Genomic DNA, 16617 nt, shown 5'->3' with positions numbered 1-16617 from the left:
GCCAGATGTACAGTTGTTTAACAACAACTGAAATCTGGCCACCCCCTCCGAAGTCGGGGGCGGGTAAGAAAAAGGCAAAGCTTTTTGATGAATACGTGTTCTTGATTGGTGAAAGGATGTGTGATGGCAGCGGAGAAAACGGGTAGGGTTAGAATTATTGGCTTGCGTTTGACGGGTGATGAATACAATTTATTGGAGAAAGCCTGGAAAAAAAGCACGGTCAAAAAGCTGAGCGAGTATGTGCGCCGGGTGCTTTTCGGCAAGGCGGTTACGGTCTATACACGTAATCAATCGCTGGATGAATTGATGGCCGAATTGGTATTGCTGCGACGGGAGCTGAAAGCCATCGGCGTGAATTTTAACCAGGCGGTACATCGCCTGAATATGCTGGATCATTCGCCGCAAATGCAGCTTTGGGTGGAGGTGTTTATGCGGGACAAGGATGTGTTTTTTGTAAAGGCCGATGAGATCAAATCAAAGATCAATTCCATTAGTGAGCAATGGTTACAGTGATGCATCAGTCGAGCAGTTTGCGCAATTGTTTAAACTATAACGAGCAGAAAGTAAAGACCGGGCATGCACGTTGTTTGGATGCGGGTTATTATCCGATGGATGCGAGCGATCTGAACTTTTATCAGAAGCTGGCGCGGCTTGAAAAGCTAACGGAATTAAACCAAACAACAAAGGTCAACAGTGTTCATTTTTCACTGAACTTTCATCCTTCGGAGAATTTATCGGAGGGTGTTTTGAAGGAGATCGGCGAGGTCTTTTTAGAGAAGATCGGTTTTGGCGGCCAACCTTATTTATTGTACCAGCATTTCGATGCAGGGCACCCGCATATCCATCTGATTACAACGAATATTAAGCCGGATGGGAAAGCCATCAATCTGCATAATTTAGGTAGCGTTCAGGCGAAGAAAGCGCGGGAAGAACTGGAAGTGATTTATGGTTTGGTGAGGGCTACCAAACAAGAGGAACGGGAAGTTAGCCACCTGAAACCGGTGAATGTGCAACGGGCGCAATACGGGCGAATGGAAACGAAAAGGGCCATTGCGGGGGTGCTGAATTCGGTGGTTAAAAATTACAGGTTCAGTTCGCTGGCGCAGTTGAATGCGGTGTTGGGCTTATACAATATAACGGCCGATGTGGGTAACGAGGGTTCTCGGATCCGGGAGCACAACGGTTTGGTTTACCGGATCCTGGACGAGCAGGGTAACCGGGTGGGTGTTCCGATCAGGGCAAGTGATTTTTTCGGTAAGCCTACGCTGAAGAATTTGCAGGAGAAATTTACGGAGAAGGAGGCGGCGAAAAAGCCGGAGCACCGGGCGAATATCCGTAATGCGGTTGACCTCGCGCTGTTGAAGGGACGCATGGATTTAGCAGGTTTAGCGGCTGAGTTAAAGAAAGCGGGCATCGATATGGTAGTGCGGCAAAATGCTGATGGGGTGGTTTACGGCATTACTTATGTTGATCATATTAAAAAAACAGTATTCAATGGTAGTGAGTTGGGTAAAACCTACAGTGCCAAAGCTATTTTGGAACGCTGCGTACAAACGGTGAGAGGTGAGGGAAAAAACAAAATCGGCGAGGGTGAAAAAGCGGCGCAAAGCAGGGTGGCAAAGGCGGAACGGCAAGGCGCAAAATGGGAACAAATGGCGGCCGGTGAGGAAAAAAACACAACGGGTATGGGTTTGGTCGAAGCGCTGCTGGAGCCGGAATACCAGTCGGAGTTGATGGACTGGCAACTGAAGCGAAAAAAGAAGAAAAAAAAGCGGCAGCGGATAGCTCCGGAATAGCCTGAATGCGGGCTGGTGAGGAAAAAAATAGAGGTTGATAGGGTGCCTTCGGCAGTTTGCGAGGGTATAGTGAGGGTGATTAGAAAAGCCCTCCCTACCGGGGAGGGTTGGGAGGGGCTGTTTTATGTCAACGACTGGAGAGAACGATCAGGCGATGCGCAAGATCCTGGATATGACCAGGCTGATCAGTATAGTGATCCTGGCTATGCATTTTTACAAGGAATGTTACGGGGCGTTTGTGGAGTGGCATTTGGTGGCGCCTTTGGGTGACCGGTTGCTGCGTAATATCTTGCGAACGGGGTTGCTCAATAACTTTTATAAAGCAAAGCTGATCGCTTTAGGTTTCCTTATTATCGCGCTGATTGGTGTTAAGGGGCGCAAGGATGAAAAGCAGCATTTTAAGACGGCGCTGCTGTATGGCGTGGTGGGTTTGTTCTTTTATTGGTTAAGCTATTTTCTGCTGCTCATTCCAGGCAAGCTGACCATCATCGCTTCACTCTATATGGGTGTCACGGGCTTGGGCTTTTTGCTTTTTCTAAGCGGTGGCACCATGCTGTCGAAGATCATCCGGGATCGGCTGGCGGATGATGTTTTTAACAGCGAGAATGAGACTTTCCCGCAGGAGGAGCGGCTGATCGAAAATGAGTTTTCGGTGAACCTGCCGGCACGGTATAAGCTTAAATCTAAGGTGCGATCTAGCTGGATCAATATCATCAATCCGTTTAGGGGTTTGCTGGTCTTAGGTTCGCCGGGTTCGGGTAAATCGTACTTCGTCATCCGGCATATAATCACGCAGCATATCCGCAAGGGCTTTGCGATGTTCGTTTACGACTTTAAGATGCCGGATCTGTCGGTGATCGCCTATAATACCTGGCTGCAATACAAGCAGGTGTATCAGGTTGAGCCGAAGTTCTACTGTATCAACTTCGATGACCTGTCCCGCAGCCACCGCTGTAACCCGCTGGAGCCTTCTTCGATGCTGGATATAACCGATGCGGTGGAATCGGCGCGGACGATTTTGCTGGGCTTAAATCGCGAGTGGGTAAAGAAACAGGGTGATTTCTTTGTGGAAAGCCCGATCAATTTTTTGACGGCGATCATCTGGTATCTGCGTAAATACAAGGATGGCGAATACTGTACCCTGCCGCATGTGATCGAGTTGATGCAGGTGGATTACGATAAACTGTTTACCGTATTGCGTACCGAGGAAGAAATTGATGTGTTGATCAATCCTTTTGTAAGCGCTTATCTGCGGGATGCAGTGGAGCAACTGGAGGGGCAGATCGCATCGGCGAAGATCACGATGGCGCGGATCGCTTCACCGCAATTATACTATGTATTGGCCGGTAACGAATTTACGCTGGATATCAATGACCCCGCGGCACCGAAGATTGTTTGCATGGGCAACAATCCGCAAAAGATCCAGATCTACGGGGCGGTTTTATCGCTGTTCAGCAACCGGTTATTGAAGATCATCAATCAACCTTTCAAATTAAAAACCAGCCTGATCTTGGATGAGTTCCCGACAATCATGACCGATATCATACCAACGATAGCCACTGCACGTGGTAACCGCGTTTCAACCTGCCTGGGTATCCAGGATGCGAGCCAACTGCGCAAAGATCATGGACGAGAGCAGGCGGATGTGATCATGAATATTACGGGCAATATGGTGGTTGGGCAGGTGTCAGGTGATACGGCTAAAAACGTTTCGGAAAAGATCGGGCGCATTATGCAGTACCGGGAGAGTTTATCCATCAATCGCCAGGATACGTCAATCAGCCGTTCGAAGCAACTGGAGGCGGCAGTGCCGCCGTCGCGGATATCGGCACTGAGTTCAGGCGAATTCGTGGGCCTGGTGGCCGATAACCCCGAAGAAAAAATTGAATTGAAGGCCTTTCATTGCGAGATCATTAATGACCATGAGGCGATTAAAAAAGAGGTGGCCGCTTATCAAGAGTTGCCGGTAGTGCGCACGATCAATGCAGGTATAGTGCAGCGCAATTACTTGCAGGTGAAAGAGGATGTGCAGGATATTATTCAATCAGAAATGGAGCGCTTGTTAAGCGATCCGGGGCTGATATATTTAGTGATAAAAAAAGGATGATTTTTGTTACCACTTAAATATGACATAATATAATAAACTGGTGAATCTTCGTTTATTTTATATTTATGCCCACCTTGCATAAAAGCCAATTTTTTCGGTAAATTCCGCTCAAAGTCTTTAAATGTTCTATTGATTAAATTGTCCATAAAAATAATATTGATTTAAATCGAAGGTAACGGACAAAAAACTCTTTAGTGGGGAATTAAGGGTTTTAATTAAAAGAATATATTTTTAACGATTGTTTTTGCTTAAATAAATAGCTTGCCCATAAAAATTCTTCTTTTTCATTTCGGCTGGTTTGATCTGTTAAAGTTTTGTCTGTAATATTCTTTCATCACGTACCAGGCTTTCTTTTTTAGTCCCTTGTCTGACAACAGTCCTTTCCGGTTCCAGCCTTCTTGGAACTGAGCTTGCATGCGGAACGGACTGCGGAAGTCAGCCAGTATCCAGGGACATACCCCGCCTAAAAATGGGATGTTGTTGAACATGGTGATATTGTCCCGGTAGAGCTTTTCCTGGTATTCTTCGGTCCAAAGGCTGGCCGTATCCATTGCGCCATGGTTCCCGTAAAGTGCTTCGCCGCCGAACTCCGAGATGATGAGCGGTTTATTGAACTTGCTTTTCCAAATCAGGTTGCCGGGTTGAGCGGGCCATTTCGCATACCAGCCCATGTATTTGTTCGCTGCCAGCACATCGAGACTTTCGCTGAGCGGGTCGTCGATCAGGATCTCGTTCCCGTTGTATTTGAAATGATCAAAAGCCGAGGATATTAACCTGGTCGGGTCGAGTGAGCGGGCATCCTTCGCCATTCTGGTGAGCGTGGCATTGCGGTCCGGACCTGGGGTGGTTTCGTTAGAGATACTCCAGATGATGATACCACAGCGGTTCTTATCCCGCTCGATCATTTCAAGTAACATCGTATTCGCCTTAGCCAATATCTCAGGGTTGCTGAACTGTATGCCCTGCCAAAGTGGAATCTCTTCCCACATCATCAGTCCCATTTGTTCTGCCAGTTTTACTGTTTGCTCGCTTTGGGGATAATGCGCCAGGCGCACGAAGTTACAACCGAGTTCTTTGGCCCAGGTCAGCAGCGTGCGGGAGTCGGCTTCTGAATAGGCGCGGCCTGCACGCTGGGGCATTTCCTCATGGAAGCTGATGCCGCGCAGGAAAACCGGTTTTTGATTGAGCAGTATCTGAGTGCCTTTTACTTCAATGGAACGGAAACCGATAAGGTCCGTAACCGTGTCGGACTGCGTATACATTTTCACCCGGTAAAGCTTAGGTTTTCCCGGTGACCATAAACTAAGTTTAGCCGGTAAACTGATCCATGCGCGTCCAGTGCTGTCTGGTGTTAGTGTTTTTTTGATATGGGCTTCGGCTATCTCCAAGGTCACTTCCTTGCGTTGTTTTCCGTTTAACTGCACCCAACCGCAAATGACATTATGGGTACCTTTTTTGAGTTGGACAAAGTAATCGTCAATGTGCTCATCAGGAATAGTTTTAAGATAAACACTGCGTGTAATTCCCCCGTAGTTCCACCAGTCGAACTTCCGCGCAGGTATGCCATCTTCCCGGCGCTCGTTGTTCACTTTAAGTACTAAAAGGTTTTTACCCGATTTGACATCAGTAGTGACATCAAGCTCGAAAGGAGTGAAACTGCCTTCATGCTCACCTGATTTTTTGCCATTTAGATAAACCACACAACGGGTGCTTACACCATCAAAGTGCAGGTAAGTACGCTTATCTGCGCTTTCGGTATAGTTAAACTCACGTTTATACCAAACAGTACCTTCATAATATTTCAATTCGTTCCGCTGGGAGTTCCAGTCGCCAGGTACGGTAAGCGTCTGACTGTTATCGAAAGAGAATTCCAGGAAGTCATCTTTCCCAGCCGCCTGCTTGTTAATAGCGATGTCATCCTCGTTTCCATTAGAATACCAATCGATTATGACCTGCCATTTTCCATCGAGAGGCTCAATTTTCCGACTTGCCTTTGAAAGAGATTGAGCGCCAGCATAATGAACAAGACAGGCAGTAACGATGAGCAAGGTTATTTTCTTCACAGCCTTTACTTGTTTATAAGACTTTTACGACCTATTCTCCTTGTTGACATCATCGTTTAGCCCGGTTGAAATTTCAATTAGAAACCATCTATGATTACTTAATTTTCCTATTCTTTTCCTTCAGGTGAATCTCAGACAACTTTCAAGGCTATTATTCTTATCGGATAGCGTCTTGAGAAAAACAATTAAATTTTAAAAGCATAATGCGAAATGGAATATGCGGGTAGGCTTATGCTTAGCATTCCGCTGGCACTGGTGGTCACATTTCCTATTGCAAGATAAGTTGGGTCTGTATCTGTTGGTGATGTACCTTTAAAACGTATGGCCTTTTGACAAGTTTTAGAGGAATAATTTGATGGTAAAGCTGCATTAACGGTTTTTGTTAAGCTGTCTCTGTTTACTACTATTATATTCAATTGTCCAAGCGCAGGGTCATAATAAGCTGACACATCCACATTTGTATCTGGCACGTATGATAATGAAGTTTTGACTTTTATCATTTTAGGAAGGATTGATTCGGCCATTAATCTTACCACCTTACCAGTCGGCAAAAGTCCATTGTTGGGGCTTAGCGCGTTTCTAACTGTATTTACATTACCGTAATGTGATGCCCAAAAGTCTAATGTAATGATCTTATCCGTTTTTAACATGTCTCGCATCATTTCATAGGCAATTAGGGCAGAGCCAAAACAATTCAGGTCGGGATATGGACTGCTGGCCGTTGCACCTGGACAGTATGAACTTGTTTCTGTAATCGCTATTCTTAGTCGTGACTGATCGGCCGGTGTACCATAATCGTGGATAGCCTTGACTGCGCGATTTACATTTTCCAAAAGACTTACACCACTAGCCATTCTGTTTCTATAATTATCATACCAATTGCCTGTACCTCCGCTCAATGATTCTTTTGGAATGTATTGATGGGTAATTATATAGTCAATATCGGCGTTTGCCGTCTGTATTACAGTTTTCCACCATGACATGCTCACTGTTCCGTTGACTCCGATTTTAATGGTCGGGTCTTCTGCTTTCATCAGACGCGATATTTTAATTACAAAGTCAGCATATTCCTGTCCTGTCCATTTTACTGCGGAAGATCCGCCTTTAACTGTCAAATCGTTTTCATTGCCAATTTCATAATACTTTAAATGATAATCCTTGAGCTTCGCGTAATGTACCATTTGAACAGCACTTTCTATCGTCTGGGCTTCTGAAACATACCATGTAGCCAAATCAGGTTTTTTCACAGCATCGATTGGAACGATTACAAACGGTTCTGTACCCGTTTGTTGACATAACATCATGAAATCATCAAAATTTAGATGATCTGTAGGCTTGTAGGTCGTTTGATCGAAGTAGAGTGGACTACTGAAAGGCCAAATATTTCCCCACATCGTAGCTGTAGGATTTGGAGCTGTATAGGGCGGTTGTGACCATAACAATGTTTCACCCCATTCGCCTTCAGGCCAACGAAGAGATTTTAACTTCATCTGAATCACGACATCTTTAAATGAATTTGAACGGACAACACTGTTCGCCTCGGTATAGTGATTCACGGCTAACCCGACACCAATATTGGTTAGATCGGCGATAACCGAATCCGTATTAATTATGTAACCATCAGTACTTGTAGAGTTTGCTACCAATGTAGTAGACGCGTTAGCACTCTCTAAATGGGCTCTCTCTAAATTAGCGTCAATCGGTTTTGTACAGGAACACACTATAACTGCTATAGCGTAAATAGCAGGAAAAATAAGTTGTTTCATAGCTTTAATGGATTTAGTGAGTAATAATCTAATTTGTTGAAAGAATTTTTTATCAATAGTTAAAAATTGTAATATTTACTTGCGTCTTGTTACTTTGAAATGAAAGCGGTATCGCCTGCAAGCCGGGCACATAATTGAATATCCTACCATTGTTGGTCGGTTCAATTTTAAATGGTTCGCTAGTTTCTACTCGCAGAATACCCTTTGATTTCTTAATTTGTAGAGTTTTAGAAGACAAAATTTGCAAAGACTCGTCTGCTGCGGCGACGAGCGGCAGCATCAAATTTACTGGAGTACCAATATTGGGAGAGCATTCAGCTATTAAAGTAAATTGATCATTTGTAAACCCATATTCCATAAGGCAGCGAATTGTATGAGATTGAGGTGCTAACTGATTCTCATCTACCAATATTGATCGGGACGAAAATATTATGCTGTCGGTATCTTTTTTATAGGTTACCACTGCTTTCAAATCATGTACATTAGTATAGAGTCTATTTTGAACATTCATTTCCAAACGTGGCGTCAAACTCATCGAATAGGGATCCCGGTCAGGTTGCTGATTTAAATTTTCGACTAACTGGTAGGTAGTCATGCTGGCAACCAATATGGGACCTGTCATCTTGTGCCATAGCATGCTAATTGCTCCTCCGCTGGCGTGTCCGGATTTCATTATGTACTCTTCGTCAAATGCCGTGACCGTTGCACGCCAGGGGCCTTTGCGAATCAACCAAGTTTTAATATCCTGAAATGACTCCACGCTATCTTCATTTTGAGCCGCTTTATCAGGCAGCGTCGCCGGAGGGTTCGTTTTGAGTAATAACAGAGCAAGAGCCTTGCCGTGAGAAAAAGTATGATGGATACAAGGCAATATATTAGCTTGCAGATAATGTGGTCCCCCATACAACAAATTTTGATGGGTGCATTCATCCATCAACCGGGTATTCATTAGCGCAACGTGGTAAAAGGACGGTTCAAAACGTGCCATTAATGCAAATGCCGGTTGACAGCCATCACTGGTTCGGCTTCCCCAATAAGTCCATTTAAAATTCCGGGTGCCCCAGCTATTGTCCCATGCACCGTCCGGTAACATAAAACGGGTGTGCGTCTTCATGGATTTAAGTGCTACACTAAGTAACTTCTCGTTGCCTACAAGCTCGGCGTAAAAAACTATTGATTGTAAAGACTCCTCCACATTATATCCTAAATCCACCGCGTAGCAGCCTCCGGAAGTCGGCTCATGAAGGGGGTGCCCCTCGCCAAAAATGAATTGGTCGTTCGGCGTAAAACGCTCCATCGCTTCGTTCATCAGCGACTTCGCCTTATCCAGGAATTTTTGCTCTTTAAAGTAAGTTCCAGCTAAAGCGAGCGCATAACAACAGGTTAACGGGTAATTGATTGTACCTGTATTAATTGTAAAATAGTGATCGAGAAATTCGGCGCCTCTGCGGAGACGGTCATCCCATTTTTGTTTTGTCTCTGCGTTAAGTAATTTCCCGAAGTGGATAAGTGTTTCGCTAAGCATTACAGTAGTGAAAACAGATATACCTTTCCAATCGTTGAGGTTAACTTCGTTTAACCACGATCCATCGGCCATGCTTACGGTGTTCTCCATCCAGTCGAACAAGCGCAGGGCCGCATCTTTGTATTTCGGATCACCGGTTTGATGCGCTAAATACATTAACGGAAGGATTGCATCTCCACAACGACCATGAATTGCCGCACAGGCTGGGCAGAGCAAAGCGCCATAACTGCCTATCAATTGAGCATCCTTAAGTTGGTGAGCTAGCAAACCTTTTCCCCATTTTTTTAATAGGTTTAAAGCTGAAACGTGTAGATCATGCTGATTTTGCGGTAATACTCCTGATACGGCTTCCGTAATTTCAGGGCCGGTTTCAGTGCCGGAAGCAGAGCCGGCCAGCAGCAAGCCCCCGGCAGCAAAACTTCCAATCTTAATAAATTCCCGTCGCGTTTTATAGCTGTTCATACCGATCTAAAGATGAAATACAGGTAGTTTTATCTTTTTAAAAGCTTGATTACATAAAAAAAATGAGTCCGGTCTGACCATACTTTGTAAGGGGCCAATGGCTCAGGTCCGCAGCTTGCAGAACCCACTCCAAGTGTCTTGGTTGAAGCACATAATATGGTAGATGAACTTTTCGGAAGATCTATTTTATATTCTACAGGTTGCATTTGTTCATCGGAATGAGGCAAGGCGGAAACCTGCATCAAATTTTTATCAGCTTCGATAGAAAATGAAGGAACATGATCTCCGGATAATTTGATCCATCTAACATCCTGGTGATTACCGTATTCCATTGGTTTCTCGTACTCATATTGGTGATCCACAGCTAATCTATACAAGCCCACGTCAGCGGCATCCATACGGTCGTCATAGTTTTCAACCGGGCCACGTCCGTAATAGGTCATATGGTCAAGTGCTTTGTTCAAAAACCAGCGAATTCCGATCCGGCCCAAATTGATCCTTGGTCCGTCGAAACGAACATCATTGTCTACCGATATACTGCCATCTCCCTTAATCAGGTAGACAGCTGTGTGACTTACGCCGAAACCATCCTTTCCCTCTGCCTTAGTCTTACTGGTTATTTTGATGACAGAGTTATCTAATTTCTGCGCCTGGATATCTGTCAGCTTAAACTTCAAACCCGTAATGCCATACTTTGTCCATGTGTTATATGCCCACATATCGTCATTACGGTGTGGGGCACGCCATAAGTGTAGCTGGGGCTCTGCTTCATTACTCAACAGATCGGTATTTCCATTTTTTATTTGATAGATAAATCCTGTAGTCCTATCAAAATCAACTTCAAACGTCCCGCCTTTTATTTTATAAAATTGCTTGCCTTCAATCAGTTGAACCTTCGCAAAAACCTTTGGTGCCATATTCTGAGCGATTTTCACAGGTAGCTTGAACTGCTCTGAAGCAACCTCAAATCCTTTTTCCGCCCATAGCGTTTTTCTTTTCTGTGTAAAGGAAACGCGCAGATAATAATCCGCACCAGGTTTTGGTGAACTTACTGAATAAGGTATGGTGACCGAGCTTTTGGCAAAAGGTGCGACTTGAGGCAGGACTATCGTCCCTTTTTCGATTACCTTACCATTTTCTGATAAAGTCCAGGCGCCATCGAAGTCATCCAGCGAAATGAATTGATATTTATTTTGAATGTCAATTTTATGTTTTGCGGGATTGCTTAACGTTAGTCCGATCCACTGAAAAGCTTTTTTCATTTCTCCATAATGAGGTTTGTCGTTGCTTCGGTTCCATGACACCACGCCCTTATGAATAAAGTAGTTATCATTCGGGTATTCCCCAAAACCTCCGCCATAAGCTAAAATTGGATGTTTGGGATCCCTTCTATTCCATAAGCCCTGGTCCTGGAATTCCCAAATAGCTCCGCCTAAAATTGCCGAGTTGTGATCAAAAAGGTCTGAATAACTTTTTAACGAACCCATAGAATTGAACATGGCATGAACGAATTCACAGATGTAAAAAGGTTTAGTCAAATCAGTCTGATTCGCAATTTTAAGATATTCCTCCGCCGTGCCATACATTTTACCATCCAAATCTGCGGGGTTGTTTGGACCAATACCAAAACGCTCATAATGGACAAAACGTGAAGGATCTATGGTTTTTACCGCAGCCATTGCCGCTTTAAAATTAGTTCCTCCAATACCGGACTCGTTACCCAAGGACCAAATGATAACTGAGGGATGATTTTTGAAATTTTCCACATTCGCCACGTTACGGTCAATTATGGCGGCCTTCATTAGGGGTTCTTCGTCGAAACGCGTTCCATAGCCATGATCTTCCACATTCGCTTCCGCCACCAACCAAATTCCATATTCGTCGCATAATTCATACCATCGGGGATCGTCGGAATAGTGACAGGTGCGCACATGATTACAGTTTCCTCGTTTGATAACCTGAATATCCTTAATCATTTGTTCTTCTGTTATGGCATGACCCGCATCCGACCAATGCTCATGGCGGTTAACACCTTTGAGTTTTATTGGAATGCCATTGACCATAAATACCCGGCCCTTAATTTCCAGCTTTCGAAAACCGACTTTTGATGAAAGAATCTCTCCCTCTGAGTCAGATATGACCATGGTGTACAGATAAGGAGTTTCGGCGGTCCATTTGGCGGGGCGCTTAACATTTAAACTGATAGCCAGCGCTTCTTCAGTTTTTCCCGATAACTTATGTCCCTGCACACTTTCCTGTGCAACAAGTTTGCCGTTTTCGTCATATAATGTTGCTCTAAGCACAGCAACTCCGCCCGGCTTTTCGCTGTAATTCTTGACTTTTGCAGAAACTGTTACAGTGGCATCTGCGTATTGCTCATCCAAGCTTTGTTGGATAAAAAAATCCCGAATATGCGTTTGCGGAGTACTCCATAAGGTCACATTTCTGAAAATACCATGCAAACGCCACATATCCTGGTCTTCCAGCCATGTACCCGAACTGTACTGGTAAACCTCAACTGCCAGTGTATTATTGCCTTCTTTCAAATAGGATGAGATATCGAATTCGGCAGCATTACGGCTGTTCACGCTAAATCCAACTTTTTGGCCGTTTATCCAAACAAAAAAAGCATTGTCAACACCGTCAAAAGTTAAAAACACCCTGCGTTTTTCCCATCCCCCTGGTATCGTAAAATCTCGCCGGTAACTACCCACTGGATTACGTTCCCTAAAAGCAGTATAGCGGGGATCGGGTTCGCTCATAACATGCGGGAAATCTTTTTTGATCGTGTAGCCGTAGTTTCGATAAAATGGGGTGCCATAACCTTGTACTTCCCAGTTAGAAGGTACTTTAATTTCTTTCCAATCAGAAACATTGTATCCCGGCTTAAAAAAATCTGTCGGACGCTGTTCGGGGCTGGGTACCCAGTGAAATTTCCACTGACCGTTCAGACTTTGGCAAAATGAAGAGGCATGCCTGTTAGCGGTGAGTGCTTCCTTTAAACTGCCATAAGGCATTAAGACCGCGTGATAAGGTTCTTTGTTGATCCCCAATAGTTCGGGGTTCTCGATTTCGGCAGGGTAATCGATGCCTGGGTGCAAAGACGCCTGCCCGGAAACAGTAACGGGAGACAGCACTATGATTATTATATAAAAAAGAAATATTAGCCTGATATTGAACATTTTTTTTAATTATGGTGTGGATTACCGGTGATAGAATAGTTATGTTATTCCAAAGAATTTAAGATACGCAGACGCAATTTGAAAACTTTGACTTCGCCCTGCCCATTATTCGATTAGAACATATAATTTGTCAATGGATTTTTCTTTTAGATAATCTTGTTGCAAGTAAGATATCATATCAGTCAATTCCTGTTTATGATATTTCTGGTTAGCCCAGATTACGGTTTGCATAAATTCTCTTTCACTGGAGGAAGCCTTTTTAACACCCGTATTTTTTTTTGCAATCTTATCAACGATCTCCGCTCTGATAGATAATTCATCAACACCTGCATGATCCCATTTTTTCTGATCAAGAATATAGGGGCTGATGAAATGGTAAATCAACTGTATACTTCTTCCATCAGCTGATTGATAGTTCCATAGATCATAGCCCATGACGTCCAGACATCGGGCCATAGTAGCCATTCCACTTATTCCATAAATAGTATAGTGAAAAGCCTCTGCACGCTTTAATTCCCAGGTGAGGCTTCCATCCGATGCGATCTGTCCGTCAACGCGTAACTTGGCCCGGTCAAATAGTGCTTTTGCATTACTTTTATCGCCGACGAATAGCGAATAGGCCGCAACCTGGGAGTCATACCAGCAGCCATGATTATCTGGAGCCTTAACTTCATCTTTTCCGAATTGGCTATTTTCCAGCCAATCAATATACTGAGTAAACCAATGTTTTATTCCTTCGTTCGTTTTCTCATCCCATGAAGGAGAAAGTCTTAACAGTTGGAGATGATCGGTCATTTTGATCATCACTACGGTGAAAATGATGCCGATCTTCATGCCGTTGTAAACCCCGGGCAGAGCTGATGCGCAATTCATATTGGGATTCATCGCGGTGGCCGGATCTAGGAACCATACATTGAGCAATTGTTTTGCTTTTATCGCATAGCGCTCATTTTGCGAATAGAACCAGGCCAGGCAAAGGGTGTTTACCCGTGAAATGGTCTTCTCGAATCGGGTCATATCATACCTATCGCCAAATGCTTCCTGATTGAATTTGCCGTCCCCCCTGATATAGGGAAGACCATCGGGAGTTTTGGGATTAGGCCACGAGAACTTTCCTATGCAATAAAAGTCATGTTTGTCTTTTGTTGGTGGCAGGTCACCATCTGTAACTGCCTCGGGCGCCACTCGAAGTACAGAATCCGCCGTTTTCAGGAGCTTTTGGCAAGCTGCTTCATATCCGGATTCATGTTTGCGAATGGCTTCACGGATTTTTACCATGCTTGAATAATCCATGGTGATCAGCTCAGGTTCAACGGGGCTGCTTTTGCTGGCCATTCCTGATGAAGTCAAACAAAAAACGAATACAGCAGATAGTAGCGATAATTTGAAGAAATCTATTTTATACATAAGAATCAGATATAATGGCGTAAATTTTTAATAGGTCATTTATTATTTCATTGTTCAAAAAAATCAAGGTCCTTGCCATGGGTTTCAGGAATTGTCAGTATTGCATAAATGGCGGGGATAAAAGACAGTATCTCAACAATCATTGCTGATATTGAAACTCCGACAAGTGGTTTTGCTAGGCCATATAATGATGTCATAAGCACGACAGTACCTCTGACCATATTTGGTAGTGTGGTGGCAGCTGTGGCCCGGAGATTTGTCCCAAATTGCTCAGCACAAATGGTAACAAACATGGCCCAATAACCGATCCCGAGACCCATCAATGCACAAAGCATGTAAAAAATGAACGAGCTATGTACGTGTCCGGATAGATAAACCGAAGTTCCGATAACTGTAAAGACCATCATGATTGCTACAGTTTTTTTTCTGGAACGGAGGGCATAGCTTATAAAACCGCTAAGAAAATCACCTGCGGCCAATCCAACATAGCACCACATAACGGCCTGCCCAGGTTGAATTTCTTCAGCTATTCCGGAAGCTTGACCAAATTCATTTGCGAAAGTTGTAAGAATGCCGATAACAAACCATGTCGGCAGTCCAATGCAAATACATTTCAGATATAGAGAGAAACGTTGTCGGGTTTCAAAAAACATTAAAAATTTCCCTCTGCCTGCAATGTTATTTTTTATCGTTTTTGAGAAAATTTCCGGTTCGAAAATTTTGACTCTGAGCAATAGAAGTAAGATTCCTAAACCTCCGCCTATAAAGTATGCGGCTCTCCAGCTTTCAAAAAGCTCTACTGACAAGTATGCGAATATCGCTCCTAATAACCCGATTCCGGCGACAAGCGAAGTCCCTAAAGGACGAAGTTTTATAGGGAGCGTTTCGGAAACAAGCGTTATTCCTACACCAAGTTCGCCGGCCAAGCCTACGCCTGCGATGAAGCGTAGTAATTTGTATATTTCGGGTGAATGAACAAAACCACAAGCAATGTTAGCAATCGAATAAGTTAATATGGAAGCAAATAACACGGACAATCGACCTTTTTTATCTGCTGAAATCCCCCACAAAATGCCGCCCAAAAGCAAGCCGGTCATTTGCCAGTTCAAAATGGCCGCCCCGATTGTGGATAATTCGTTGTCCTTTACGCCCATACTTTTCAGACTGGGTATTCGAACGATACTAAACAGCAACAAGTCATAAATGTCTACAAAATAACCGAGCGCTGCGACAACAACAGGCAACGATAACAGCAGGCCTAAATCTGACTTTTCATACTTGGAGTTCATTATATATTATTTTGCTTTTATCGGCTTTTGCACAATTTTCAAAACAGTTATTACCGAACTATAACTTGTATGTTTTGGGTGCTGGTTCTGTTTTCCTTTTTATTTACTGTGCCCCCTGCGAAAGTAACTGTGTAAGTACCTGGAACGGTATACCGGTAAGTATATCGGATGTCCGAGAATCCCGATCCAATAGTGCTGATAGCGGTACCAACGTCCGGTGATACCTTTTTCAAGTCAATCGGGCCGATAATTGTCCACGCCTCCGCAGCGGAAGTTGCAGTGGCGGTACTTGTAGCCCCGGTAATTACGAGCGATGTCCCATTGGTTACCACCCAGTTATAAGGTCCGGCAACTACATATTTTACAAATCCAGGGCTGAATGAAGCAACACCATAGTTAGTGTATGTCGTGTTGTCCGCAGATAAATTAGCAATTACATAACTTGTTGAATCACTGAGTATATTGTTAATGGTAAAAGAATCAATAGTCCATTTACTTTGAACTGATCCAACTTGTGCGGTGTACTTATAAGCCAGATAAACAGGTTTGTTCAGCGCCGCAAAATCCGACAGATTGACTTCCCCCGAGGCCACAGCTGATGTTCCTCCTGTGGATAAAACGGCTCTGCTTGTAATATCTATCCACTTAGTTGAGGTAATGTTTTTTAGCGTTGACGCAGTATCGACACCTGCCACTCCCGGAAAATCTGTTGTAATTAAAAGAGCTAATGAGTTTGCCTGATTACCATTTGCCCTGGTTGTTCTAAACTTCAACACGGGCTTACCATCAGCAGTACTTCTGTTAATGAATGCATAGCGCTTACCTACCTCGCCGGAATAGAAGCTCAGTATGTCCGGGTATCCGCTAATATTAAAAACAACAGTATCTCCCACGGCGACATTTGTTTTCGCTGTGCTTACCTCAAAGTTGCCCGAACGATTACTGAAGTCCTTTTTACATCCGGCCCCAATTATAATTAGTGCCATCCCCCAATATATATATAACTTATTCATATTTTTT

10 protein-coding genes are annotated in these 16617 nt (G+C 43.9%); 3 read left to right on the top strand and 7 right to left on the bottom strand.

What is annotated here, in order from left to right; all coding sequences use genetic code 11:
• The first annotated feature begins 123 nt into the window (after positions 1–123).
• From AC07M6_RS21820 to mobC, 3 genes are all read left to right on the top strand, one after another.
• Positions 124–513 (top strand): plasmid mobilization protein, encoded by a 390-nt coding sequence (locus tag AC07M6_RS21820; protein ID WP_494893140.1) that lies wholly within the window; start codon positions 124–126, stop codon positions 511–513.
• Positions 513–1796 carry a relaxase/mobilization nuclease domain-containing protein gene (locus AC07M6_RS21815; protein WP_494893185.1) on the top strand — a complete coding sequence of 428 codons (1284 nt, stop codon included), beginning with the start codon at positions 513–515 and terminating at the stop codon, positions 1794–1796. The genes AC07M6_RS21820 and AC07M6_RS21815 overlap by 1 nt, the downstream gene beginning before the upstream one ends.
• A 124-nt stretch (positions 1797–1920) precedes the next feature.
• Positions 1921–3903, top strand: a complete 1983-nt coding sequence (gene mobC / locus AC07M6_RS21810) for a conjugal transfer protein MobC (RefSeq protein ID WP_494893138.1) — start codon at positions 1921–1923, stop codon at positions 3901–3903.
• A gap of 284 nt (positions 3904–4187) precedes the next feature.
• Here mobC and AC07M6_RS21805 read toward each other — a convergent pair whose 3' ends face one another.
• The 7 genes from AC07M6_RS21805 to AC07M6_RS21775 all read right to left on the bottom strand — a co-directional run bounded on the left by AC07M6_RS21805 (position 4188) and on the right by AC07M6_RS21775 (position 16610).
• Complete coding sequence (locus AC07M6_RS21805; protein WP_494893137.1) at positions 4188–5966, bottom strand: glycoside hydrolase family 2 protein; 1779 nt, start codon at positions 5964–5966, stop codon at positions 4188–4190.
• Between the two features lie 185 nt (positions 5967–6151).
• Positions 6152–7732, bottom strand: coding sequence for a hypothetical protein (locus AC07M6_RS21800; RefSeq protein ID WP_494893136.1), 1581 nt, complete (start codon positions 7730–7732; stop codon positions 6152–6154).
• Between the two features lie 52 nt (positions 7733–7784).
• A complete protein-coding gene (locus AC07M6_RS21795; RefSeq protein ID WP_494893135.1) occupies positions 7785–9719 on the bottom strand; it encodes an ulvan lysase-like protein in 1935 nt (644 codons plus the stop codon).
• A 29-nt stretch (positions 9720–9748) separates the two neighbouring features.
• A complete protein-coding gene (locus tag AC07M6_RS21790; protein ID WP_494893133.1) occupies positions 9749–12901 on the bottom strand; it encodes a glycoside hydrolase family 2 TIM barrel-domain containing protein in 3153 nt (1050 codons plus the stop codon).
• A gap of 105 nt (positions 12902–13006) precedes the next feature.
• On the bottom strand, positions 13007–14308 hold the full coding sequence (locus AC07M6_RS21785; RefSeq protein WP_494893131.1) for an alginate lyase family protein: 1302 nt from the start codon (positions 14306–14308) through the stop codon (positions 13007–13009).
• A 47-nt stretch (positions 14309–14355) separates the two neighbouring features.
• Complete coding sequence (locus AC07M6_RS21780; protein WP_494893129.1) at positions 14356–15597, bottom strand: MFS transporter; 1242 nt, start codon at positions 15595–15597, stop codon at positions 14356–14358.
• A 50-nt stretch (positions 15598–15647) separates the two neighbouring features.
• Positions 15648–16610: a DUF5017 domain-containing protein gene (locus AC07M6_RS21775; protein ID WP_494893127.1), complete on the bottom strand. Its 963-nt coding sequence runs from the start codon at positions 16608–16610 to the stop codon at positions 15648–15650.
• Between the last annotated feature and the right edge of the window lie 7 nt (positions 16611–16617).

This window comes from Mucilaginibacter sp. GW821-FHT07H05 (assembly GCF_059418485.1).
The sequence above is the reverse complement of the archived record's forward strand: the minus strand, read 5'-3'. Positions and strand labels throughout refer to the sequence as shown.

Bases quoted from the DNA above. Each gene is read 5' to 3' on its own strand.
- AC07M6_RS21820 (WP_494893140.1), top strand. From the start codon at position 124: ATGGCAGCGGAGAAAACGGGTAGGGTTAGAATTATTGGCTTGCGTTTG.
- AC07M6_RS21815 (WP_494893185.1), top strand. From the start codon at position 513: ATGCATCAGTCGAGCAGTTTGCGCAATTGTTTAAACTATAACGAGCAG.
- mobC (WP_494893138.1), top strand. From the start codon at position 1,921: ATGTCAACGACTGGAGAGAACGATCAGGCGATGCGCAAGATCCTGGAT.
- AC07M6_RS21800 (WP_494893136.1), bottom strand. From the start codon at position 7,732: ATGAAACAACTTATTTTTCCTGCTATTTACGCTATAGCAGTTATAGTG.
- AC07M6_RS21795 (WP_494893135.1), bottom strand. From the start codon at position 9,719: ATGAACAGCTATAAAACGCGACGGGAATTTATTAAGATTGGAAGTTTT.
- AC07M6_RS21790 (WP_494893133.1), bottom strand. From the start codon at position 12,901: ATGTTCAATATCAGGCTAATATTTCTTTTTTATATAATAATCATAGTG.
- AC07M6_RS21785 (WP_494893131.1), bottom strand. From the start codon at position 14,308: ATGTATAAAATAGATTTCTTCAAATTATCGCTACTATCTGCTGTATTC.
- AC07M6_RS21780 (WP_494893129.1), bottom strand. From the start codon at position 15,597: ATGAACTCCAAGTATGAAAAGTCAGATTTAGGCCTGCTGTTATCGTTG.
- AC07M6_RS21775 (WP_494893127.1), bottom strand. From the start codon at position 16,610: ATGAATAAGTTATATATATATTGGGGGATGGCACTAATTATAATTGGG.